General features: G+C 56.6%; 21 protein-coding genes and 1 riboswitch. Of the genes, 7 read left to right on the forward strand and 14 right to left on the reverse strand.

The window, feature by feature from the left end:
- Positions 1-94 precede the first annotated feature (94 nt).
- Positions 95-919: a 2,5-didehydrogluconate reductase DkgA gene (dkgA, locus tag NIM72_RS09270; RefSeq protein ID WP_161735003.1), complete on the forward strand. Its 825-nt coding sequence runs from the start codon at positions 95-97 to the stop codon at positions 917-919.
- Positions 920-1,010: 91 nt separating this feature from the next.
- Here the strand turns inward: dkgA and ftsP are convergent, their stop codons facing one another.
- From ftsP to NIM72_RS09290, 4 genes are all read right to left on the reverse strand, one after another.
- Positions 1,011-2,441, reverse strand: coding sequence for a cell division protein FtsP (ftsP, locus tag NIM72_RS09275; protein ID WP_033733900.1), 1,431 nt, complete (start codon positions 2,439-2,441; stop codon positions 1,011-1,013).
- Between the two features lie 142 nt (positions 2,442-2,583).
- Positions 2,584-3,321, reverse strand: coding sequence for a 1-acylglycerol-3-phosphate O-acyltransferase (locus tag NIM72_RS09280; RefSeq protein ID WP_161734996.1), 738 nt, complete (start codon positions 3,319-3,321; stop codon positions 2,584-2,586).
- A 45-nt stretch (positions 3,322-3,366) separates the two neighbouring features.
- On the reverse strand, positions 3,367-5,640 hold the full coding sequence (gene parC, locus NIM72_RS09285) for a DNA topoisomerase IV subunit A (protein WP_161734993.1): 2,274 nt from the start codon (positions 5,638-5,640) through the stop codon (positions 3,367-3,369).
- Between the two features lie 192 nt (positions 5,641-5,832).
- Entirely contained in the window at positions 5,833-6,648 is an 816-nt protein-coding gene (locus tag NIM72_RS09290) for a transporter substrate-binding domain-containing protein (RefSeq protein ID WP_253422070.1), read from the reverse strand.
- Between the two features lie 114 nt (positions 6,649-6,762).
- Here NIM72_RS09290 and NIM72_RS09295 point away from each other — a divergent pair, with 114 nt between their 5' ends.
- Both NIM72_RS09295 and NIM72_RS09300 read left to right on the forward strand, forming a co-directional pair.
- Positions 6,763-7,344: an NAD(P)H-dependent oxidoreductase gene (locus tag NIM72_RS09295; RefSeq protein WP_150014764.1), complete on the forward strand. Its 582-nt coding sequence runs from the start codon at positions 6,763-6,765 to the stop codon at positions 7,342-7,344.
- A gap of 48 nt (positions 7,345-7,392) precedes the next feature.
- The gene (locus tag NIM72_RS09300; RefSeq protein WP_013359050.1) at positions 7,393-7,701 is read left to right on the forward strand and encodes a putative quinol monooxygenase; all 309 of its coding nucleotides are present in this window, start codon (positions 7,393-7,395) and stop codon (positions 7,699-7,701) included.
- 378 nt (positions 7,702-8,079) lie between these two features.
- Here NIM72_RS09300 and NIM72_RS09305 read toward each other — a convergent pair whose 3' ends face one another.
- The 6 genes from NIM72_RS09305 to nudF form a co-directional block, all read right to left on the reverse strand.
- A complete protein-coding gene (locus NIM72_RS09305; protein ID WP_161734990.1) occupies positions 8,080-8,979 on the reverse strand; it encodes a LysR substrate-binding domain-containing protein in 900 nt (299 codons plus the stop codon).
- Between the two features lie 93 nt (positions 8,980-9,072).
- A complete protein-coding gene (gene parE, locus NIM72_RS09310; protein WP_033733909.1) occupies positions 9,073-10,968 on the reverse strand; it encodes a DNA topoisomerase IV subunit B in 1,896 nt (631 codons plus the stop codon).
- 49 nt (positions 10,969-11,017) lie between these two features.
- Positions 11,018-11,599, reverse strand: coding sequence for an esterase YqiA (yqiA, locus tag NIM72_RS09315; protein ID WP_033733910.1), 582 nt, complete (start codon positions 11,597-11,599; stop codon positions 11,018-11,020).
- A gap of 3 nt (positions 11,600-11,602) precedes the next feature.
- The gene (gene cpdA, locus NIM72_RS09320) at positions 11,603-12,430 is read right to left on the reverse strand and encodes a 3',5'-cyclic-AMP phosphodiesterase (RefSeq protein WP_013359054.1); all 828 of its coding nucleotides are present in this window, start codon (positions 12,428-12,430) and stop codon (positions 11,603-11,605) included.
- A gap of 42 nt (positions 12,431-12,472) precedes the next feature.
- Positions 12,473-12,898 carry a DUF1249 family protein gene (locus NIM72_RS09325; RefSeq protein WP_061063379.1) on the reverse strand — a complete coding sequence of 142 codons (426 nt, stop codon included), beginning with the start codon at positions 12,896-12,898 and terminating at the stop codon, positions 12,473-12,475.
- Positions 12,895-13,530: an ADP-ribose diphosphatase gene (nudF, locus tag NIM72_RS09330; RefSeq protein WP_161735044.1), complete on the reverse strand. Its 636-nt coding sequence runs from the start codon at positions 13,528-13,530 to the stop codon at positions 12,895-12,897. The genes NIM72_RS09325 and nudF overlap by 4 nt, the downstream gene beginning before the upstream one ends.
- 212 nt (positions 13,531-13,742) lie before the next feature.
- Between nudF and tolC the strand changes: the two genes are divergently transcribed.
- From tolC to NIM72_RS09345, 3 genes are all read left to right on the forward strand, one after another.
- Positions 13,743-15,209: an outer membrane channel protein TolC gene (gene tolC, locus NIM72_RS09335; protein WP_222924976.1), complete on the forward strand. Its 1,467-nt coding sequence runs from the start codon at positions 13,743-13,745 to the stop codon at positions 15,207-15,209.
- A gap of 142 nt (positions 15,210-15,351) precedes the next feature.
- The gene (locus NIM72_RS09340; protein ID WP_033733914.1) at positions 15,352-16,023 is read left to right on the forward strand and encodes a DUF1190 family protein; all 672 of its coding nucleotides are present in this window, start codon (positions 15,352-15,354) and stop codon (positions 16,021-16,023) included.
- 7 nt (positions 16,024-16,030) lie between these two features.
- A complete protein-coding gene (locus NIM72_RS09345) occupies positions 16,031-17,191 on the forward strand; it encodes a glutathionylspermidine synthase family protein (RefSeq protein ID WP_161734981.1) in 1,161 nt (386 codons plus the stop codon).
- A 53-nt stretch (positions 17,192-17,244) separates the two neighbouring features.
- Here NIM72_RS09345 and ygiD read toward each other — a convergent pair whose 3' ends face one another.
- Positions 17,245-18,030, reverse strand: a complete 786-nt coding sequence (ygiD, locus tag NIM72_RS09350) for a 4,5-DOPA dioxygenase extradiol (protein WP_253420067.1) — start codon at positions 18,028-18,030, stop codon at positions 17,245-17,247.
- A gap of 235 nt (positions 18,031-18,265) precedes the next feature.
- The gene (gene ribB, locus NIM72_RS09355; protein ID WP_222924974.1) at positions 18,266-18,922 is read right to left on the reverse strand and encodes a 3,4-dihydroxy-2-butanone-4-phosphate synthase; all 657 of its coding nucleotides are present in this window, start codon (positions 18,920-18,922) and stop codon (positions 18,266-18,268) included.
- Positions 18,923-19,032: 110 nt separating this feature from the next.
- A riboswitch (FMN riboswitch) is annotated at positions 19,033-19,190 on the reverse strand.
- A 171-nt stretch (positions 19,191-19,361) separates the two neighbouring features.
- Between ribB and NIM72_RS09360 the strand changes: the two genes are divergently transcribed.
- A complete protein-coding gene (locus NIM72_RS09360; protein ID WP_161734973.1) occupies positions 19,362-19,757 on the forward strand; it encodes an accessory factor UbiK family protein in 396 nt (131 codons plus the stop codon).
- Between the two features lie 38 nt (positions 19,758-19,795).
- On the opposite strand, the gene hldE is transcribed toward NIM72_RS09360, so the two are convergent.
- Both hldE and glnE read right to left on the reverse strand, forming a co-directional pair.
- The gene (gene hldE, locus NIM72_RS09365) at positions 19,796-21,220 is read right to left on the reverse strand and encodes a bifunctional D-glycero-beta-D-manno-heptose-7-phosphate kinase/D-glycero-beta-D-manno-heptose 1-phosphate adenylyltransferase HldE (protein WP_161734970.1); all 1,425 of its coding nucleotides are present in this window, start codon (positions 21,218-21,220) and stop codon (positions 19,796-19,798) included.
- 70 nt (positions 21,221-21,290) lie between these two features.
- Positions 21,291-24,143, reverse strand: a complete 2,853-nt coding sequence (gene glnE / locus NIM72_RS09370) for a bifunctional [glutamate--ammonia ligase]-adenylyl-L-tyrosine phosphorylase/[glutamate--ammonia-ligase] adenylyltransferase (protein WP_161734967.1) — start codon at positions 24,141-24,143, stop codon at positions 21,291-21,293.
- Positions 24,144-24,149: the final 6 nt, after the last annotated feature.

Below are 24,149 nucleotides of genomic sequence, written 5' to 3' on the forward strand. Positions count from 1 at the left end.
GCTGTTGTTGCTGACGCTGAGCAGGCTGAAAATTGTTGGCTAGACTTAAGCACAGTGAATTCTCACGGGTTAACCGCAACGGAAAGGAGCAACTATGGCAGACCAACCCATTATCAAACTGCGCGATGGCAATATGATGCCGCAACTCGGACTCGGTGTCTGGCAGGCCAGCATCGAAGATGCGCGTCATGCGGTGCTGAAAGCGCTTGAGGTCGGCTATCGCTCAATCGATACCGCCGCCGCCTATAAGAATGAAGAGGCGATTGGCCAGGCTCTGCAGGAAACCGATGTGCCGCGCGAAGAGATTTTCGTGACCACCAAACTGTGGAACGACGATCAGCAGAATGTTCAGCAGGCGATGGAAACCAGCCTGGAGAAACTCAAACTGGAGCAGGTCGATCTCTATCTGATGCACTGGCCGTGCCCGGAAAAAGACCACTACGTTGATGCCTGGAAGAAGATGATCGAATTGCAGCAGCAGGGGCTGACCAAAAGCATCGGCGTCTGTAACTTCCATGAAGCGCACCTGAAGCGTCTGCTGGATGAAACCGGTGTGACGCCGGTCGTGAACCAGATTGAGCTGCACCCGATGCTACAGCAGCGTACGCTGCATGCGTGGAACGCGCTGCACCAGATCCAGACCGAATCCTGGAGTCCGCTGGCACAGGGCGGCAAAGGCGTTTTTGATCAGGAGATCATCAAGTCGCTGGCGAAGAAATATGGTAAGACCCCGGCGCAGATCGTGATCCGCTGGCATCTGGATAGCGGTCTGGTGGTGATTCCGAAGTCGGTGACGCCAGCACGTATCGAAGAGAACTTTAAGGTATTCGACTTCCGTCTGGATAAGCATGAAGTGAGTGATATTGCGAAACTGGACAGCGGTAATCGTCTGGGGCCGGATCCGGACACTTTTAACTGACGTGAAGGTGAACTTAACCGCTCTGCCCTGCCGTTGACGGGCAGAGGGGGCTTAATGCGGTCAGGCGGGTTCTTCCTGCCTGACCGCGCTGTTATGCAGTGGGCTGCACCACCAGCTGACCCGCCGTACCGCGATCGGCCAGTTCCAGGGTCTGACTGTGGTAGACAAACGGGAAGTGATCTGACGAACTTTGCGGGAAGCTGACCATCAGTTCCACGCTGCCATCGACCCACACCGTATCTTTCCAGCCACGATCTTCGCCCATCGGCTGTGCGCCATTCACACTTTTAATCAGGAACATAACGCCCTGAATATGCAGCGACTGTGGCCGATCGGCGTGCAGGATCCAGCGCTCAAAGGTGCCCTGCTGCGCAGTGGTGTCAATGCGGTTCATATCCCAGAGCGCGCCGTTGATGCCCGGCATGCTGTCACCGATGCGGAATTCGCGGGTGCGCACCGCCACCCCATCCAGAATCTGGTCGGCCAGCAGCCGCATCGGGAGATTATCCGTCACCAGCGGCAGTAAGCCGGTTGGGCGCAGCGTCAGGATCAGGGTGGAGGTCAGAATAGAAGATGGCTCAAAGAAACCGCGCAGCCGATCCATAATGCCTGCCGCCGTTCCCGCCGTAATCGACACTTCATCGCCCTGCGACATATCCACCAGCACTTCGCGACGTTCGCCCGGCGCCAGTGACAGACGCTGCACCGCAACCGGCGCAGGCAGATAGCCCTGATCGCTGGCAATCACCATAAACGGACGATTATCGCTGAGCACCATCTCATAGCGTCGCGCATTCGAGGCGTTCAGCAGACGCAGGCGTACCCAGCCGCGTGACACCTCAACATACGGATTGCGTACCCCATTCACCAGCAGCGTATCACCCAGGAAACCACCATCCTGCGGCGGGTCATAGACCGGCGTGGCAAAGTTATCGAGCCGCTTGTCCTGAATGATGATGGGGAAGTCATCGACGCCGTAATGCTTCGGCAGCGGCAGCTGTTTACCGATGTCATCTTCCACCAGCCACATACCCGCCAGACCGTTATAGATATGCGGCGCCATGCGGTTTGGGGTATTGGCGTGATACCAGCAGGTTGAGGCCGCCTGACGAATCGGCAGTACCGGCGACCAGTCGACACCGGCCGACATCATACGTGGCGCGCCACCCATTAATGCACCCGGCAGCTGTAAACCGCTGACGGTCATGGAGACGGACTCATTCAGCCGGTTGCTGTAGATCAGCTTTACGTCGTCACCGCTGTAAACCCGGACGGTCGGGCCAAGATAGAGGCCATTGATACCCCACACCGGCACTTTGTTATTGTCGCCATTAAATGACCAGTGGCTGCGCTGCATCGTCAGGAACAGCGGCTGGCCGCGACGGGATTCCAGCAACGGCGGAACCGGAAGCGGTGTATCGCCATTGGCTGAAGAGGCGGCATGTGCCGCATGAGGGAGTAAACTGGCGCTAAGCGCCGCTCCGGCAGAAAGCTGGATGAACTGACGTCTGCTGAAAGACATAAAACTTCTGACCCTTTACGCGTGGCGCTAAGCGCCGACCCTGTTTTTATTGATCTGTTTTTGCTGTGCTGCGTTCACGGCGAGCCGGATAAGACCCGCCGCGCGGCATCCATGCAGGATAGTTCGGCGAATGACTCGCCGGTCAGATTTTTCCGTTTTTTTCGCGTTCTGCGACTTCGGCGTTGAGTTCTTCCAGCTTCGCCGCCATCAGTTCGCGACAGTGGGTAGCCAGCTTACGCACCGACGAAGACTCGAATGCTTTTACATCAACCGGCGGCAGCATCTCAACAATAACCAGCCCGTTGTTCCAGCGGTTGAGATCGATCTTGCCATGGGTATTGGAGACCACAATCGGAATGATCGGCACGCCCGCCGCCACGGCAGCGTGGAAGGCACCAGTTTTAAACGGCAGCAGGCCACGGCCACGGCTGCGCGTTCCCTCAGGAAACATCCAGATGGAGATGCGCTTGCGGTTAAACTGATCCACCAGCTCACCGATGGTGCCGCGCGCTTTCGCCCGGTCATCGCGGTCAATCAGCAGGTTGCCGGTCAGCCAGTAGAGCAGGCCAAAAAACGGCACCCACAGCAGGCTCTTCTTGCCCACGGTTACCGTATAGGGCTGCACCATTTTAGCCGCGGTGACCATGTCGTAGTTGTTCTGATGGTTGGCGATATAAATCGCATTACCATAATTCTCTGCGCCTTCCGGTTTGCGCAGATCGACTTTAAGACCAAACACCGTCGATAATTTGCCGAACAGACGGCCAAAAGTGGCGACGTGGCGCGGATCGCGTGGTGAAAAAAGACACCAGATACAGCCAAAGATACAGATTAGGATCGAATAAATGACGACGATAATGGCACGCAGAATCAGTAACATAGTTCCCTCATTGAGCCACGGCTGACGCAGGATCAGCCGGGTAGTTTACGCTTCGCTATCCGGGCTCGCCGGACGCGCAGGTGCATCCAGTTCAACACGATCAATTTTTTGCAGACCGCGCGGTAACAGCGTGCCGCGACGTCCGCGATCGGCACGGAATTTCTGTAGCTCTTCACTGCGCAGCAGCATTTTACGTTTGCCCACGTGCAGTGTGATCGCACTGCCCGGCGGCAGGATCATCAGCCAGGCCAGTTTGTCCTGACCCGCGGCGGCTTCTGCTGACGGAATAGAGATGATTTTGTTGCCCTTGCCTTTCGACATCTGCGGCAGTTCGCCAACCGGGAACATCAGCATCCGTCCCGCCTGGGTAATCGCCAGCAGCATGTCATCTTCATGATGGACCGCCATTGGCGTCATTACGCGGGCATTGTCCGGCAGCGTCAGCAGCGCTTTACCGGCACGGTTGCGCGACACCAGGTCGCTGAAGGTACAGATGAAACCGTAGCCCGCATCAGAGGCCATCAGCAGACGCTGGTCATCCGGCTCCATCAGCACCTGTTCAACCACCGCACCCGGCGGTGGCGTCAGCTTGCCGGTCAGCGGCTCGCCCTGTCCGCGCGCGGAAGGCAGCGATGTCGGATCCAGCGTATAGCTGCGGCCCGTGGAGTCGATAAAGGCCACCGGCTGATTGCTCTTGCCGCGTGCGGCAGCCAGATAGCTGTCGCCCGCTTTATAGCTCAGTCCGGCTGGATCGATATCGTGGCCTTTGGCGCTGCGCACCCAGCCCATTTGCGACAGCACAATGGTGACCGGTTCAGACGGCACCAGCTCGGTTTCGCTCAGAGCTTTGGCTTCTTCACGCTCACACAGCGGCGAACGACGATCGTCGCCGTAGCTGGCGCTGTCAGCCTGTAACTCTTTTTTCAGCAGGGTATTCATCTTGCGTTCAGACGCCAGCGTCGCCTGCAGCTGATCGCGCTCTTTTTCCAGATCCGCCTGCTCGCCACGGATCTTCATCTCTTCCAGTTTTGCCAGGTGGCGCAACTTCAGTTCGAGGATGGATTCGGCCTGCGTTTCACTGATGCCAAAACGCGACATCAGGACCGGCTTCGGCTCATCCTCAGTACGGATGATCTCGATCACTTCATCAATGTTCAGGAATGCGACCAGCAAACCTTCCAGAATATGCAGGCGGCGCAGCACGCGATCCAGCCGGTAGTTCAGACGGCGTTTGACCGTATCGCGGCGGAACACCAGCCATTCGGTCAGGATTTCATGCAGATTTTTCACCGCCGGGCGGTTATCCAGGCCTATCATATTGAGGTTAACGCGGTAACTCTTCTCCAGATCGGTGGTGGCGAACAGATGGTTCATCACCTGATCGAGATCGACGCGGTTGGAGCGCGGAACGATCACCAGGCGGGTCGGGTTCTCGTGATCCGATTCATCACGCAGATCCTCCACCATCGGCAGCTTTTTATTGCGCATCTGGTTAGCAATTTGCTCCAGCACGCGCGCGCCTGACACCTGATGCGGCAACGCGGTGATGACCACCTCGCCCTCTTCTTTCTTCCATACCGCACGCTGGCGGATGGAACCACGCCCGGTCTGATAAATTTTGCGGATTTCGTCACGCGGCGTAATGATCTCCGCCTCGGTCGGATAATCAGGTCCCTGGACAATATCCAGCAGCTGTTCCAGCGTGGTTTTCGGCGCGTCGATCAGTGCGATCGCCGCCTGAGCCACTTCGCGCAGGTTGTGTGGCGGAATATCGGTCGCCATGCCTACGGCGATACCGGTGGTGCCGTTCAGCAGAATATTGGGCAGGCGCGCCGGTAACATCTTCGGCTCCTGCAGCGTGCCATCAAAGTTCGGCTGATAGTCGACCGTGCCCTGACCCAGCTCGCCCAGCAGCAGCTCGGCATATTTTGACAGACGGGATTCGGTGTAACGCATCGCCGCGAACGACTTGGGATCATCCGGCGCCCCCCAGTTGCCCTGACCGTCAACCAGCGGATAACGGTAGGAGAACGGCTGCGCCATCAACACCATCGCTTCATAGCAGGCGCTGTCGCCGTGCGGATGGTATTTACCCAGCACGTCACCCACGGTACGTGCCGATTTTTTGAATTTTGCGCTGGCGCTAAGCCCCAGCTCGGACATGGCGTAGATGATACGTCGCTGAACCGGCTTTAATCCGTCGCCAATGTAAGGCAGTGCGCGGTCCATGATGACGTACATCGAATAGTTTAAGTACGCATTCTCGGTGAATGTGTGCAGGGCGAGACGCTCTGCACCATCCTGAGTCAGTTCACTCATTAATTTCTCATCCTCACATCGTGGCCCACAACGGCGGGACACCCGGCGGTGGTTTGGCGAGGATAGTACCTTATTCCCTGGTGTTAGTCACAGGGGAAGCGCGGGACAATAGGCGTCCCGCCGCGCAATTTCATGTGCCGGAAGCACGCCGGATTCAGACCGGCAAGTGCCTGACCTCTCTGCTGAAGTGAATCAGGGCTTTGACCCTATCCACTGACGGGCAATATCACGATATTCACCCGTGGCGATGCTGAGATGCACCCACTGATCGACATAGAGTTTCCAGCTGATGTCGTCACGCGGGATCATGTAAGCCTTCTCGCCATACTGCAGCGGTGTGTCGGGATTGATCGCGCAGAGCGTCGGGTAATGCTGCTGCTGAAAACGCGCTTCTGAGGCATCGGTGATCATCACATCCGCTTTGTTATCGACCAACTGCTGGAAGATGGTGACGTTATCGTGAAACAGCGTCAGCGAAGCCTCTGGCAGATGGCTGTGTACAAAGGCTTCGTTAGTACCACCTGCCGGTTCAATCAGCCGTACGTCAGGCCGGTTGAGCTGTTCGAGGGTCTGGAAGCGCTCTTTATCGCTGCAGCGCACCAGCGGGATTTTGCCATCCACGTCCAGCGGCTGCGCGAACCAGGCCGTCTGCTGGCGTTTCAGCGTGACGGAGACGCCGCCGACGGCGATGTCACACTGCTTTGCCAGGAAGTCTGGCATCAGGTTTTTCCAGCTGGTCTGTACCCACTCTACTTTTGCGCCGAGCGAGGTAGCCAGCGCGTTCGCCATGCTGATATCCAGCCCTTCATACTGACCATCGGGTCGCAGATAGCTATAGGGTTTGTAATCGCCCGTGGTGCAGACTTTGAGCGTCTTAGAACGGAGAACGGTGTCGAGATGAGATTGCGCATGGACAGCACCGCTGGCCAGCAACAAAGCGAGGATTAATTTTTTCATTCTGATTTTTTCTATGATTTTTATGGTGAGTTTGCCCACCGATGGTGCCATAAACCGGCGTATTGTTGCTGCTGCAGCAAAAGTGTTGTGATCAACCACGCATTTTTCTGCGGCTGCGGCGCACGTAAGCTGAGCACCATATTCAGGAAACGAGGCAACCTATTCATGAGCAAGATTTTAATTATCGATGGCGGCAAAACTTTTGCCCACTCTAAAGGCGAACTGAACCACACCCTGACCGATGTTGCGGCCAGCCAGCTGCGTGACATGGGACATGAAGTGTCAGTCACCGTGGCTGACAGCGATTACGTGATCGCCGATGAGGTGCAGAAATATGTCGACAGCGATGTGGTGATTTATCAGATGCCGGGCTGGTGGATGGGCGAACCCTGGACAGTGAAGCGTTACATCGATGAAGTCTTTACTGAAGGCCACGGTTCGCTCTACGCCAGCGATGGTCGTACCCGTTCCGATGCAGCAAAAAAATATGGTTCCGGCGGTCTGCTGCAGGGCAAAAAATATATGCTGTCGCTGACCTGGAATGCGCCGCTCCAGGCCTTTACCGACCCTGAACAGTTCTTTGAAGGCGTCGGCGTCGATGGTCTCTATCTACACTTCCACAAGGCCAACCAGTTCCTGGGAATGGAAGCGCTGCCGACCTTTATCTGCAACGACGTGATTAAAGCGCCGGACGTGCCACGCGATATTGCCGCTTATCGGACCCATCTTAGCCGCGTTTTTGCGTAAGATGGTTGGGGGCTATCCCCTATTTTCCCACGAAAGAGGAATTCGCGAATGTTAACAGTCGTTGCTGAAATTTGTGTTAAACCCGGTCGCCGTCAGGCTGTGCTGGATGCAGTGAAAAAGCTGATCCCGCAGGTCTTAGAAGAAGATGGCTGCCATCAGTATGACGCGCTGCTGGATCATCAGGCGCAGGTGCCATGGAAGCAAAACTCGCCAGACTCTATTTTCATGCTGGAGCAGTGGGAAACGCTGCGCCATCTGGAGCAGCATCAGCAGATGCCGCATATGGATGCGCATCGCGCCATCATTAAAGATGATGTGGTGGATGTGAAGATTCTGGTGCTGGAACCGAGTGCCTGATGATTGCTGAAACCTTAACGCCGGTTGTGTAGCGGGGGTTAAGGCTGGTGATGAAGTCTCAGCAGGGTGCCTCTGGCAGCAATAAATTAGCTCAAAGCGCAGGGAACACGGTCAGAAGAGGAAAGCGTCCCGCCGCCCGGATAAAAACGCCGGGAGCGTTTTTGAACAACGCAAAGCGTTGGTCCGGTCAGGGCGCACCTCAGGGATGAGGTGCGTAATCGCGCGGGCCGAGCGTGCCATGGATGGCGGTAGTTGCGTCTTTCCGATCTGACCGTGTTCCTTGTGCAGGCACGTTCTGAAAGCAAATCCGGCCAGACTTTGTCACCCTCCTCAAACCTCTGTCCTGTGACAGAGGTTTTTTGTTTCTGACAGGCCGGTTCAGAGCATCTGACGCCGATCAATCTCGGTGCGGAGAAAATCGAGAAAGCAGCCGATACGCGAAGAGAGCGTGGTGTTACGGTAATAAACCGCATGCACCGGCAACCGCAGATCGCGGGTTTCCGCGGGAAGAACCGGCACCAGCCGGCCAGCGGCGCAATCTTCCCGGCTGACAAAGTCGGAGAGCCGTGCGATACCCTGTCCTGCCAGCGCCAGCTGCCGGATGGTTTCACCGCTCGAAGCCGAGAGCGTCGGCTTGACACGCATAAAATCACCATCGGGCTGCCAGATCGGCCAGACGTTGAGGGTGTCAGGATAGCTGAAGCCGATGGTCTGATGGTGCGCGAGATCGGCAACGCTCTGCGGCGTGCCCGCTTTTGCCAGATAGGCCGGACTGGCCATCAGCCGGATTGCACTACTGCCAAGCAGCCGGGCGCGCAGCGTGGAGTCACGCAGTTCGCCAATGCGAATGGCAATGTCGGTCTGCTGCTCCAGCAGATCGATCATGATGTCGTCGGTATTCAGTTCGAGTTGGATCAGCGGATAACGGGCGCGAAAATCTTCAACCAGCGGCACAATTACATGCAGCATAAAGGGCGTGGCGGCATTCACCCGCAGCCGTCCTGACGGTATCTCACGCCGCAGTGCAATCTGCTCTTCCGCCTGCTCAACCGAGGCCAGGATCTGGCGCGCATGCTCCAGAAAAACCTGCCCCTCTTCGGTCAGCGCCAGCCGTCGGGTAGTCCGATGCAACAGCGTGGTCTGCAGCTTACTCTCCAGCCGCGATAGCGCCCGGCTGATGCCGGAACTGGTCTGCGCCAGCTGGGATGCCGCCGCAGTAATGGAACCGCTGTCCACCACCGCCACCCAGGCGCGTAGCTCTTCCAGGGTAATTTTCACAAGGGTTACTGTCTCTGCTCTGAATCTGCCGGATTCTCTGAGGATGTACAGGCTGAAGTACAAAGCAAACAGGACGCTTTCGCGTCCTGTTTTCTACACTTCAATATCGGCCATATCGCCTTTTTCCTGCAACCAGTTACGCCGGTCTTCGGAACGTTTTTTCGCGAGCAGCATATCCATCATGCGCAGCGTCTGGTCAACATCCTCTTCACTGATCGTCAGCTGAACCAGCCGACGGGTATTCGGATCCAGCGTCGTTTCGCGCAGCTGTAACGGGTTCATCTCACCCAGCCCTTTAAAGCGCTGAACGTTCGGTTTGCCCTTCTTGCGTTTCAGCTGCTCCAGCACGCCCTCTTTCTCATCTTCGTCCAGCGCGTAGTAAACCTCTTTACCGAGATCGATACGGTAGAGCGGCGGCATGGCGACGTAGACGTGACCATTTCTGACCAGTGAGCGGAAATGCTTCACGAACAGCGCACAGAGCAGTGTAGCAATGTGCAGACCATCGGAGTCCGCATCCGCCAGAATACAGATCTTGCCGTAACGCAGCTGCGAAAGATCTTCGCTGTCAGGATCAATGCCGATCGCCACGGAAATATCATGCACTTCCTGCGACGCCAGCACCTCATCGGAAGAGACTTCCCAGGTGTTCAGGATCTTGCCTTTCAGCGGCATGATCGCCTGATATTCACGATCGCGCGCCTGCTTGGCCGATCCACCTGCCGAGTCCCCCTCGACCAGGAACAGTTCTGTTTTATTCAGGTCCTGCGCGGTGCAGTCCGCCAGTTTGCCCGGCAGAGCCGGTCCGCTGGTGAGCTTTTTACGCACCACTTTTTTGGCTGCCCGCATACGACGCTGGGCGCTGGAGATCGCCAGCTCAGCCAGCATTTCCGCCGTCTGAATATTCTGGTTCAGCCACAGGCTGAAGGCATCTTTTACAACGCCAGAGACAAAGGCAGCACACTGACGTGAGGAGAGACGCTCTTTGGTCTGCCCGGCGAACTGCGGATCCTGCATCTTGACCGACAGCACATAGGCACAGCGATCCCAGATATCTTCCGCTGAGAGCTTCACGCCACGCGGCAGGATGTTGCGGTATTCGCAGAACTCGCGCATGGCATCCAGCAGCCCCTGACGCAGGCCGTTGACGTGCGTTCCGCCCTGCATGGTCGGGATCAGGTTAACGTAGCTTTCCGTTAACAGCTCACCGCCTTCCGGCAGCCACAACAGCGCCCAGTCCACCGCTTCCACATCACCGGCAAAGCTGCCGACAAAAGGTTTTTCCGGCAGCGTCGGTAAGCCATTCACCGCTTCACACAGGTAGTCGGTCAGGCCATCTTCGTAGCACCAGCGCTGTTCGGTATTGTTCAGCTTGTCTTTGAAGACAATCTCAACGCCAGGGCAGAGCACCGCTTTGGCTTTCAGCAGATGGGAAAGACGCGATACCGAGAAACGCGGGCTGTCGAAGAAGCTTTCATCGGGCCAGAAATGGACGCGCGTGCCGGTGTTACGTTTAGCCACCGTGCCGGTGACGGTGAGATCCTGCACTTTGTCGCCATTTTCAAACGCCATGTCATAGATTTCGCCATTACGGCGCACCGTGACTTCGACCCGTTTTGACAGGGCGTTAACTACCGAGATACCGACGCCGTGCAGGCCGCCCGAAAACTGATAGTTTTTGTTGGAGAACTTGCCGCCCGCATGCAGACGACACAGAATCAGCTCGACGGCTGGCACGCCCTCTTCCGGATGGATATCCACCGGCATGCCGCGGCCATCATCAATCACTTCCAGCGACTGGTCAGCGTGCAGAATCACTTCAACCCGCTTCGCATGGCCGCCCAGCGCCTCATCGACGCTGTTATCAATCACTTCCTGACCCAAATGGTTGGGCCGCGTCGTATCGGTATACATGCCCGGACGACGGCGAACAGGCTCAAGGCCAGTCAGGACCTCAATGGCATCCGCGTTATAGTTAGATTGACTCATCGTAAATGTCTGATTAGAAGGGTGAAATGGGGTGCGATTTCCGCATTACTCAGGGATGATTCAGACCGAGAAAGTCCAGAATCTGCGGGAAATGGCGCTCGAATCCAGTAAATGCATGATTTCCGCCCTCTTCTACCGTATGACGGCACGCGCTGTAATAATCGAGCGCCTGGCGGTAATCGAGAACTTCATCGCCGGTCTGTTGCAGCAGCCAGAGTAAATCGGGCGCTTCCAGCGGTTCAATCTGCATTACTTTGAGATCGTAAATGTGGCGTGACTCTAACACATATTGCTGGCCGGTGTAGGGATTCTGATTTTCGCCCAGGAAATCCGCCAGCAGCTCAAAAGGTCGCACCGCAGGATTGACGACTACGGCGGGCAGCATAAAGCATTGCGACAGCCAGGTGGCGTAATAACCGCCCAGCGAAGAGCCCACCAGCCCCAGCGTTTCGCCACTGCGGCTCAGCACCAGATCTTCCAGCATGGCCGCGGCATCGGCCGGAAAAGTCGGCAACTGAGGCACGATCATCTCGATGCCGGGGTGCTGCGCCTCTAACCATTGCCGGAACTGCGTTGCCTTCGCCGACTGCGGCGAGCTGTTAAAACCGTGCAGATAAAGCAATGCCGCCACGCGTTAATATCCTTCTGAGTCTAAATCGGGACGAAAAGCGTCGGTGTCAAGCCGGTTGACCTCGGTCTCAAGGCCGCCATCCGGATGCAGGGTAAACCAGCGCCAGCCAGGCGCCACGGTGTCAATCGTAAAGCTGGTACAGTGCGGTTTGAACTGGACGCAGGTTGACGGCGTCGCCAGCACGCGGCGGCCATGCCACTCCAGATCCAGCTCCTGATGAATATGACCACAGACCAGCGTCCGGGCTAACGGGTAGCGCTGTAATACCGCATCGAGCTGATGGGAATTGCGCAGGCTGTGCTGATCGAGCCAGGTACAGCCCGAGGCCAGCGGATGGTGATGCAGCAGGACCAGCGTATGGCGTTGCGGAAAGCGGGACAGCGCGTTGTCGAGCCACTCCAGCTGATAGTCGCTCAGCATCCCATGCGGGACACCGTAGACCTGGCTATCGAGCAACACAATCTGCCACTGCTCACCCACCAGCACCTGTTTATGGGCATTAATGTGCGCTGCCGCCAGCGTGTCAACCATCGCGGGCTGAAAGTCGTGATTACCGGGCAGCCAGACACAGGGTCGCGGTAAACGTGAGATGCCCTCAGCAAAATGCTGATAGGCTTCGACAGAGTGATCCTGGGCGAGATCGCCGGTAGCGATGATCAGGTCATAGTCGCGCTGTTGCGCAATAATCGCATCCAGCACCGCGTCATAACTCGACCAGGTGTTCACGCCAAGCAGCGATTCATGTTTTCCCGCGAAGAGGTGGGTATCCGTGATTTGCAAAATCCTGATTTCGGAACCGTTCGCTGCAGGAAGAGTTAGCAGGCTATCCAAAGCGTTTCCTTCGTCTCCACGCCATTTACTGCATTATACGCATCAGCAGACCGGAACTGCCATCGCGCCATGCGCCAGGCAGTAGCGCAGCCAGTCTGCAAGAAACTGGTTTATCTGATGCTTTTCATCGCGCTGATGCAATTTTTTATTAGGATAATCATAGCGCGCTTTGAAGCGATAGATCTGTTGAGTTGAACACACTTCGGCGACCATCGCATCGTGATAGAGCCGAACCGACATTGAGGGCAGGCTCCAGTAACTCACAGCAGGCGCGACCTGGCGGATCTCCACCAGCGTGGTGTAGCGCGTCGACTCCTGAATCGTCAGCTGATAACGGGCGCCATTTACCTGATAAATCACCGATTCTCCCGCCTCATCGTTGCGCGGCAGCAGGCGGCGTAACTGGGCGAAGTTGGTTTCGCAGAGCCGCATCATTTCGGGAAAGTCAGGGGTATAGCGCTGTTTCATTTTTGTATCCACTCTTCGCGTAGTTTTTCATGGTGCAACGCCAGCCATTGCAGGGCGATGACAGACGCCGCATTGTCGATTATCCCCTCTTCCACCCAGCGATAAGCCTGTTCGCGGCTTACCACATGCACAAGAATATCCTCATTCTCTTCCTCCAGACCATGGCATCCCTCTGCCTGGCTGGCATCCACTTCCCCAATCAGCACCGACAGACGTTCGCTGGTGCCACCAGGGCTGGCCAGATAGCTAAGCACAGGCTTAACCCGGCCAACGTCCAGACCTGCTTCTTCAACGGCTTCACGGCGCGCAACCTGCTCAACAGATTCGCCGGGTTCAATAATGCCGGCGACCATCTCCAGCAGCCAGGGTGAAGCACTGCTGTCATAAGCCGGGATGCGGATCTGCTCAATCAGCACCACTTCATCGCGTAAGGGATCATAAGGTAGCAGCACGGCGGCATGTCCGCGCTCAAAAACTTCACGCTGCACTTCCCCACTCATTTCGCCATTAAACTGGCGATGGCGGAAGCGGTAACGTTCGATGGAAAAAAAACCATCATAGACGGTTTCGCGTGCAATAATTTCTACATCGTTTTTTGTGAAAGTCACAGGGGATTTTTTTTCTTCCGGCATCATCAGGTTCCTTGTGCAGATTGGGGTGGAGCGAAAAAAGCCTGTAACTGTGCTCCATGTAAGTAGTTCTTTCTGAATTATTTACGTAAATTAGAGGGAGAAGGCACGTTCAGCCAACTTATCTCACAGTTGCCCTCTGCTAGAATCGGCGATAATTTTTGGCTTACCCGGCAGCGCACCCACTGCAATTTGCTGCAACAAAAGGAATGCAAATGAAAAAACTGCTCCCATTTTTTATTGGGCTGAGCCTGGGCGGTTTCAGCTTCGCCAGCCAGGCCGAAGACCTGCTTCAGGTTTACCAGCAAGCGCGTCTGAGCAACCCGGATCTGCGCAGCGCCGCTGCCGATCGCGATTCTGCTTTTGAGAAAATCAACGAAGCGCGCAGCCCATTATTACCCCAGCTCGGCCTGGGTGCAGACTACACCTATAACAACGGCTATCGCGACAGCAGCGGTCTCCATTCCAACACGACCAGCGGCACGCTGCAATTGACCCAGACTATTTTCGACATGTCGAAATGGCGCGCGCTGACCCTGCAGGAAAAAGCTGCCGGTATTCAGGATGTCACCTATCAGGTCGCACAGCAGGATCTGATTCTGAACACCGCGACCGCCTACTTCAACGTGCTGAAAGCGATTGATACGCTTTCTTACACTGAAGCGCAGAAACAGTCGATCTATCGCGAGCTGGATCAGACCACTCAGCGCTTTAACGTTGGCCTGGTTGCCATCACTGACGTACAGAACGCCCGCGCCCAGTATGACAGCGTGCTGGCCAACGAAGTCACCGCGCGTAACAACCTTGATAATAACGTAGAAACGCTGCGTCAGATCACCGGCATGGATTACATGTCGCTTGCTTCGCTGAGCATCGATCGCTTCAGAACCGATAAGCCGGAACCCGTGAGCGCACTGCTTAAGCAGGCGGAAGCCCGTAACCTGTCGCTGCTCTCTGCGCGTCTGAACCAGGATTTAGCCCGTGAGCAGATCCGCCAGATGGAAGCGGGTCATATGCCTACTATTGGTCTGACTGCCTCTACCGGCCTGTCAAACAGCAAGTATGGCGGCAGCCGTGCGAACCAGAGCCAGGGTTCAACTGACTCCATTACCGGTTCTAACCAGGTTGGCCTGAGCTTCTCACTGCCACTCTATAGCGGCGGCAGCGTCACCTCTCAGGTGAAACAGGCGCAGTACAGCTTCGTCAGCGCCAGTGAATCACTGGAAAGCGCGCACCGCTCTGCGGTTCAGACCGTACGTTCATCGTTTAACAACGTGAATGCGTCTATCAGCAGCATCAACGCCTACAAACAGGCCGTGGTCTCTGCGCAAAGCTCTCTCGATGCGTCAGAAGCAGGCTATCAGGTGGGTACACGTACTATCGTCGATGTGCTCGATGCAACTACCGTGCTCTACAACGCGAAGCAGCAGCTCTCTGATGCGCGCTATAGCTACCTGATTAACCAGCTGAATATCAGTTATGCGCTGGGTACGCTCAATGAGCAGAGCCTGCAGAAACTGAACAGCCAGCTTGGTAAAGAGATCCCGACGTCACCGGAAACCGTGGCACCGGAAAATGCCCAGCAGACCGCACGTGTGGATAGCGGTCCGGTGGCAACCGGCTCTTCTGAGGCCGCACGTCCTGCGGCTCGCCACAGTAGCGGTAATCCTTTCGGTAATTAATCAGCAGGTGGGCTGCTTTGCGGCCCGCCTCTCTGTTGAACGTATAACTAAGTAAAGATCCCTGTTGCATCAGGCCTCCAGCTTCAATTTTACCCCCCCATCCCCTATTCTATGCGCTACCTTTGGGCACAGGATAATCATAATGAAACGCACAAAATCTATTCGCTATGCCGCTTTTCGTAAGAGCTGGCAGGCACGCCATTTAACGCCTGTTGCTATCGCCGTTTCGGCGGTATTTATGCTGGCTGGCTGTGAACAGAACGATGAAACGGTTTCGATGTACCAGAACGCCGATGACTGTTCGAAAGCCAATCCGGGCCAGAGTGCGCAATGTACCACCGCATTCAATGAGGCCAAAAAAGAGGCGGAACGCACCGCGCCAAAATATGCCACCCGTGAAGATTGTGTCGCTGAATTTGGCGAAAACCAGTGTCAGCAGACACCGGCTCAGGCAGGCGTGGGCACCACCAATGCGGAATCACAGCAGAGCGGCGGCAGCTTCTGGATGCCACTGATGGCGGGTTACATGATGGGCCGCATGATGGGCGGTGGTTCGGGCTTTGCGCAGCAACCGCTGTTCTCTCCGAAAAATGCCCGCAGCCCGGCCAATGGTCAGTTTGTTGATGCATCGGGCCGTAACTATGGCGCAGCTACCTCTGGCAAAACCATGACTGTGCCGAAAACGGCGCTGGCACCAAAACCGGCGACCACGTCGACCATTACCCGTGGTGGCTTTGGTGAAACCGTCGCGAAGCAGAACAGCATGCAGCGCAGCAGCGCCACCGGCACCTCCAGCCGCTCAATGGGAGGCTAACGCCCCAATGGAACGCATTGCCATTTCAGAGCGCCCGGGCTGGCGCGAAAAAGCCACCGAATTCGGTTTTCGTTTTCACACCATGCATGGCGAGCCCTACTGGTGTGAAGATGCTTATTATCAGTTCACGCTGGCGCAAATTGAGCATCTGGAAGATGTTACCGCTGAGTTGCATCAGATGTGCCTGCAGGTGGTGGAAAAAGTGGTCAACAGCGAAGCGCTGCTGACTAAATTCCGCATTCCTAAGCATACCTGGGATTTCGTGCGCGATTCATGGCATCAGCGTCAGCCATCGCTGTACTCTCGTCTGGATCTCGCCTGGGATGGCAAGGATGATGTTAAACTGCTGGAGAACAATGCCGATACGCCGACCTCGCTGTATGAAGCGGCATTTTTCCAGTGGCTCTGGCTGGAAGACCAGCTTAACGCCGGTCAACTCCCCGCCGGCAGCGATCAGTTTAATAGCCTGCAGGAAAAGCTGATTGAACGCTTTGCCGCGTTACACCAGCAGCACGGCTTTAACTGGCTGCACTTCGCCTGCTGCCGCGACACCGACGAAGATCGTGGCACCGTGCAGTATCTTCAGGATTGCGCCACCGAAGCGGGTCTGCCGAGTGAATTTCTCTATATTGATGAGATTGGCCTGGGCGAAAAAGGTGAATTCACCGACGCTCATGATCAGGTGATTAGTAACCTGTTCAAGCTCTATCCGTGGGAGTTCATGCTGCGTGAAATGTTCTCTACCAAGCTGGGCGATGCTGGCGTGCGCTGGCTGGAACCGGCATGGAAAAGCATCATTTCGAACAAAGCTCTGCTGCCGCTGCTGTGGGAGATGTTCCCAAATCATCCTAACCTGCTGCCCGCCTGGTTCGCAGAAGATGACGTGCCACACATGGAAAAATATGTGGTGAAGCCACTGTTTTCACGTGAAGGCGCTAACATCCGGATCGTGGAAAATGGTCAGGAGATTGCCCGCGTTGATGGGCCGTACGGCGAAGAAGGAATGATCGTCCAGCAGTTCCATCCGCTGCCAAAATTTGGCGACAGTTATACGCTGATTGGAAGCTGGCTGATCGACGATCAACCGGCCGGAATCGGCCTGCGTGAAGATCGTGACCTGATCACTCAGGATCTTTCCCGTTTCTATCCGCACGCCTTTATCGGTTAACGCACCGCGATAATAACAGGCCAGCTTCTGGCCTGTTTTCTCTCCGCTTCGCCCTAACCTACCTGAACCGACAACATGCTGATGGCACCCATCTCCATGCCATCAACCGGAATGCTGATTGTCTCATCCGGCTGACGTGCGCCCAGTACATAGAGCAGCGGCAGATAGTGCTCAGGTGTTGGGTTAGAAAGCGCCGCGCCAGGATGGTCCATAAAATTAACCAGCGGATGAGAAGCGGCATCGCTCTGCACCGCCAGGTTATCGCGGACAAACTGCTCAAAACTGCTGGCCCACGGATAGACTTCGCTGTTGCCATCCCAGCGCACTTTACGCAGGTTATGCACCACGTTGCCGCTGGCGACAATCATTACGCCCTGATCGCGCAGTGCTGCCAGTTTCTGGCCCATCTCAAAGTGCCATGCCGCAGGTCTGGTGCCGTCAATACTGAGCTGTACCACCGGAATATCGGCATCCGGGTACATCTTAATCAGGACACCCCAGGAGCCATGGTCCAGTCCCCAATCCTGATCCAGCTTCACCTCGACGGGCGCTAACTGCTCTGCCAGCTGCCGAGCCAGTTCAGGCGATCCCGGTGCCGGATAGCGCGTATCAAACAGCGCCTGTGGGAAGCCACCAAAATCATGAATGGTCTTCGGCTGTGCCATTGCCGTCACGGCGGTGCCACGCGTATACCAGTGCGCCGAAACCGCAATAATTGCGCGTGGACGTGGCAGCGTATCGCCAGCGTGACGCCACGCGGCGGTATAGCGGTTCTCTTCAAGGGCATTCATCGGGTTGCCATGGCCTAAAAACAGGGCTGGCATGCGTAACTGGCTCATTCGTCATCTCCGGGATCCGGTTGTTTAATAGCCACTACGATACGCGCATTCGCCAGGTTATCACGCGGATAACCGTGATGATGATCACCAGGAAATTTGAATGAAATTTGACGTATCAGATTAAAACGAATTCAGCAGGGAGAAGTGAGGAAAAGCGAGAGTTCAGCCCGCGCCATGACGGTGCGACAGGAATGAAACAGGCCCCGCTCGGGGCCTGTTTATCGCATCAAAGAGATTAGCTGGCGTAGCGCGTTTCGTGCCCGCGACGCCAGGCGATCAGATCTTCGATGGTGACTACCGGCATGTTGTGCTGACGGGCAAACGCAATCGCTTCAGGCGCATGAGCCATAGTGCCGTCGTCGTTGGTCAGTTCACACAGCACACCAGCGGGCTTAAAGCCGGCCAGCGTCACTAAATCGATAGTTGCTTCAGTATGTCCGCCACGGGTCAATACGCCGCCTTCGCTGGCACGCAACGGAAAGACATGACCAGGGCGATGCAGATCGGTAGGTTTGGCATTGTCGGCAATGGCGGCGCGGATGGTGGTGATGCGATCCTGCGCGGAGACGCCAGTGGTGACGCCTTCAGCCGCTTCAATGGTCACGGTGAAGCCGGTGCCAAAGGAGCTGGTGTTGTTTTCCACCATCATGGGCAGGTCAAGCTGCTGGCGACGCGCTTCGGTCAGGCAGAGGCAGACGATGCCGCTGCCGTGACGAATAGTCAGCGCCATCTGTTCAACAGTCATGGTTTCTGCGGCGAAGATCATATCGCCTTCGTTTTCACGATTTTCATCGTCGAGTACCATCACACCGCGTCCCTCACGCAGGGCGGCGATAGCACGTTCTACACGCTGTTCAGGCGTGCCAAATTCAGAAAGTAGCGTCTGATTCATGGTAATAAAAACCTTAAAATGTATGGGTTACCAGAATCAGGGCGTGCTTAGGAGTGACGTCAAAAAGACGTGGCAATAACGTGATGCAGACACAACTGTCCGACAGATGTCGTTACCCTCTCCCATCCGGACTGTAACCGTCGGCTCCGGAATTACACCGGATCTGCTGACCTTTACCTCTCTTTTCATTGAGATAAAGCGCTCGCGGGCTTTCAGCCGAAGCTGATTTACCGCCGGTGGGGAATTGCGCCCCGCCCTGAGAATAAGCCTTTCAACTATAACGCCGATCGTTTGAGGCGGCAATCATCAATAGCGCAATTGCTTTTGCATTTCCTGCGTTACCGATTTGAGGTTTATCCTTTTCATTTCTGGCATTACACTTAACACTTATTACGTTGGTAAACACGCTGACACAGCTCTCCGTAACCAGGAAATCATCATGATCGACACGAAAAAAATTGAACAACTTGCCCGTCAGGTTCACGAAGCGATGCCTAAAGGTGTTCGTGAGTTTGGTGATGATGTCGAAAAGAAAATTCGTCAGGTTCTTCAGGCGCAGCTGACCCGGATGGATCTGGTCAACCGTGAAGAGTTTGATGTGCAGACGCAGGTATTACTGCGTACGCGGGAGAAACTGGCGGCCCTGGAGCAACGTCTGGCCCAGCTGGAAAGTCAGGGGTCATCAGCGGGTACGCCTCCGACTGCAACGGTAACCGCACCGGCAACACCTGTTGCAGCGGCGACACCATCCGCTTCAGTAGCCACTTCACCTGCCGTTTCTCCGCCACCGGTTGCCGATGTCGTGAAACCTGTTCCGGACAACAAGTCAGAATAAGTGTTAAGCGGGAGCCAGGCTCCCGCTTACTTTCTGCTTTAGCTGCCGCGAATAGTTTTGATGATGTTGGTGGTGGAGATACCATCTTCGAAGTTCAGCACCTGCACGTCGCCGCCATTTGCCCACACTTCTTTGCTGCCCGCGATTTCTTCCGGCTTATAATCACCGCCTTTGACCAGCAGGTCGGGCAGAATCCCTGCGATCAGCCGCTGCGGCGTATCCTCTTCAAAGACGACTACCCAGTCGACTGCTTCAAGCGCGCCGAGCACGATCATCCGGTTTTCCTGCGGATTGACCGGACGGCTTTCACCTTTCAGACGTTTAGTGGATGCATCGCTGTTCACCGCGACAATCAGTCTATCGCCAAGCTTGCGTGCATTGGCCAGATAAGAGACATGTCCCGCGTGCAGAATGTCGAACACGCCGTTAGTCATCACCACTTTTTCGCCACGACGACGGGCCATCTCAACGGCGGCTTTTAACTGCGCTTCCGTCATGATGCCGAACCCCTGTTCCGGGCGGGCGTGAATCGCATTTTCCAGCTCAACAGTGCTGACGGTCGAGGTACCGAGTTTACCCACCACGACACCCGCCGCCGCGTTCGCCAGGAAACAGGCCTCTTCCAGCGAGTCGCCCGCAGCCAGTGCTGCCGCCAGCACGCCAATCACCGTGTCACCGGCACCAGTCACATCATAGACTTCCTGCGCCTGGGTCGGCAGATGCAGAGGCGCTTTGCCCGGCTGCAGCAGCGTCATACCGTTTTCGGAACGGGTCACCAGCAGCGCGGAGAGGTCAAAATCCGCGATCAGCTGCGTGCCGCGCGCCACGATCTCCTCTTCGTTTTTGCATTTGCCAACCACGGCTTCAAATTCGGAGAGGTTCGGCGTCAGCAGCGTTGCGCCACGATAGCGCGCAAAATCAGTGCCTTTCGGGTCGATCAATACCGGCACGCCCGCTTCGCGGGCCAGGGTAATCATGGTCTGCACGCTGGAGAGCGCGCCTTTGGCATAATCGGACAGCACCAGCGCACCCGCAGCAGCCAGTGACTCACGCATCTTCTGGTGAATCGGCTCCGGATCGACCTGTTCAAAGCCCTCTTCAAAATCGAGGCGGATCAGCTGCTGATTGCGGGAAAGTACGCGCAGTTTGGTAATGGTCGGATGGCTTTTGACCGCCACGAAGTCACAATGAACGTTGACGTCTTTGAGCGTATTACTTAACACGCGCGCCGCATCATCTTCACCGGTCAGGCCAATTAGCCGGGACGCGGCACCGAGTGCTGCAATGTTCATCGCCACGTTTGCCGCGCCGCCAGGGCGCTCTTCAACCGTGTCCACTTTCACCACCGGAACCGGGGCTTCAGGGGAGATACGGCTGGTTGGGCCATACCAGTAACGATCCAACATTACATCGCCAACAACCAGCACTGAGGCTTGGCCGAACGCGGGCAGAGTCACTTTCATTCCAGACACTCCAGACTGCATTAAAAATAGTGCGCGGATGATAGCACAGTTGCGATTTGTGCTATCAGCATCACGCCAGGATAGACGCAGGCGTTATCAGCCAGCGTTGCCAGCTGTTCAGAACCGTCTGCCGCTCCGCTGCGTAAGCCTCTGGCTCAACGTGGCCCGGCAGCGCCTGCAGGGCGCGATGATGCAGGGCGTCGCGCAGCGTGACATAAGCCTGCGTCAGCGCCTGCGCTTCATCGGCGGGCATTTTATGGTACTTCGCCATCAGCTCAAAAATGCGCACATTGTCAGACCAGCGCGTCAGCTCGGGCTGCTCAGCGGCGTAGCGTAAGACAAGATATTGGGCGATGAATTCAATATCGGTGATGCCACCCGCATCGGCCTTGATATCCCACCGACCTTTATGTTTGTTACTGAGGTGAGCACGCATCTTTTCACGCATCTCACGCACTTCGGTTTGCAGCGCGTCTGCAGGACGTGGCAGCGACAGAATCGTCTGACGAATCGCGTTGAAACGATCACCCAGCGCGGCTTCGCCAAACACCACGCGCGCCCGGACCAGCGCCTGATGCTCCCAGGTCCAGGCTTCACTACGCTGATACTCTTCAAACGCTTCAAAAGTACTGACCAGCATGCCTGCCGCGCCGGAAGGACGCAGACGCGCGTCCACTTCGTAGAGAATGCCGGAGGCGGTACGGGTACTGAAGAGATGCATAATGCGTTGAGCAAGGCGCAGATAGAACTGACGGCCATCAATGCTGCGCTCCCCTTCTGTCACTGCGTCTGCCGGACAGTCATGCAGGAAGACTAAATCGAGGTCAGAACTGTAACCCAGCTCCCAGCCGCCCAGCTTGCCATAGCCCAGTACGGCAAAACCGCGTTCATATTCATTGTTCAGGTGAGAGGGACGACCATAGCGCTGCACCATCATGTTCCACGCCTGACGTACCACAGAGTCGATGATTGCTTCAGCCAGCCAGGTGAGATGATCGCTGACTTTCATCACCGGCAGCGTGCCTGCGATGTCAGCGGCGGCAATACGCAGATGTTGCGCCTGCTTAAACTGCCGCACCGCTTCCAGCTGCTGCTCCTCATCCTCAGTGGGTATGCGCAGCAGATATTGTCGCAGCTCATCGCGATAGGCGTCAGTGGCGGTCGGCTGATAGAGCGTGGCCGGATCGAGCAGTTCATCCAGCAATAAAGGGTGACGCGCCAGCTGGCTGGCCACCATCGGTGAGGCCGCGCACAGGCGAATCAGGTGACGCAGGGCACCGTGATATTCGGTCAGCAGCTCCAGATAGGTGCTACGGGTCAGCACGCCGAGCAGCAGCGGCGTCAGACGACTCAGCGTGACCGCCGCATCTTCACGCGGGCAGACCTCGCTCAGCAGACGCGGCATCAGTTGATCCAGCGCCTGACGGCCACGCGGACCGATAGTGCGCCGGCTGATGTCCTGACGAAACGCCTCCAGCGTCTGATGCAGTGTAAGCCGCTGATCGTCACTGAGCTGCGGTACCAGCGGCGCCAGCTCATTATTCTCCAGCTGGTCCTGCCACAGCACCTGAAACTCCGCCAGCTCACGCTGATCGCCAATCTCAGGCGTATCTTCCCCAATCAGCTCGTCAAAGATTGTCCGTACCGCTGCCATCTGAGCCTCAAGCTGGGTCATCAGCGCAGGCCAGTCGGCACAATCCATCGCCCACGCCAGCCGGGCGCGATGCAGCTCATCTTCCGGCAGCGTCTGGGTCTGCTCGTCGCCCAGGCTTTGCAGCAGATTCTCCAGCCGCCGCAGGAACAGATAGGCGTCACGCAGCGTATCCACCTGTTCAGCAGGCAGCAGAGCCAGGGTTTTGATCGCCTCCAGCGTCGGCAACAGGGCACGTAACTGAAGCGAGCGCTCACGCCCGCCCCGAATCAGCTGGAACACCTGTACGATAAACTCGGTTTCACGGATGCCGCCCGCCCCCAGTTTGATATTGTTTTTCAGTCCGCGACGCCGTACCTCGCGGCTGATCATCCCTTTCATGTTACGCAGTGACTGGATCACGCTGAAGTCGATGTAGCGGCGATACACGAACGGCCGCAACATCTGCTGCAGCTCCAGGCTCCAGCGGTCGTGGTCATCGCCCATCAGGCGCGCCTTGACCATGGCGTAACGCTCCCAGTCGCGTCCCTGCTCCTGGTAGTAATCCTCCAGCGCGGCAAAACTCATCACCAGCGGACCGCTGTCGCCAAATGGCCGCAGCCGCATATCCACACGGTAGACAAAGCCATCCATGGTGGGTTGATCCAGTACTTTGATCAGCCGCTGGCCCATACGGGTAAAGAACTGAGCATTGTCGAGCTCACGCCGTCCGCCACGCGTGGTGCCGTTTTCCGGCCAGGCGAAAATAAGGTCGATGTCAGAGGAGAAATTGAGTTCGCCGCCGCCCAGCTTGCCCATGCCCAGAATCAGCAGCGGCTGTGCGTCGCCGTCGGCATTACAGGGCGTACCAAAATCACGGCAGCAATCCTGATATACCCAGTCACGCGCCCTGCTGATCAGCACTTCGGCTAAAACGCTGAGCTGGTGCAGGCTCTGTTCGGTCGTGGCGTGTTGCAGCGCCTGCATCCAGGCAATACGCACCAGCATACGGCGGCGAAACAGCCGCAGTTCGCGCATCAGGCTCGCTTCACTGTCGATGCTGCTGAGCACCTCGTTTAGCCATACAGCGTAGTGCTGCCACTCTTCAGGCTGCGGCGGCTGGTCGAGCATCATCTGCCACCAGTCGGGATGTTGTTGCAGATTTTCCAGCACAAAGTCGCTGAAAGCCAGCCCGGCGGCCTGCTCCGGGCTGAGCGAAGCCAGCGGAACCCCAAGCTGTCGGGCGGCCTCTTCGGCCTGATCGCGTAGCAACGCGGGAAGTGCTGCCAACATAACGCC

Source organism: Pantoea sp. B550, assembly GCF_024158165.1.
Classification (GTDB): domain Bacteria; phylum Pseudomonadota; class Gammaproteobacteria; order Enterobacterales; family Enterobacteriaceae; genus Pantoea; species Pantoea alfalfae.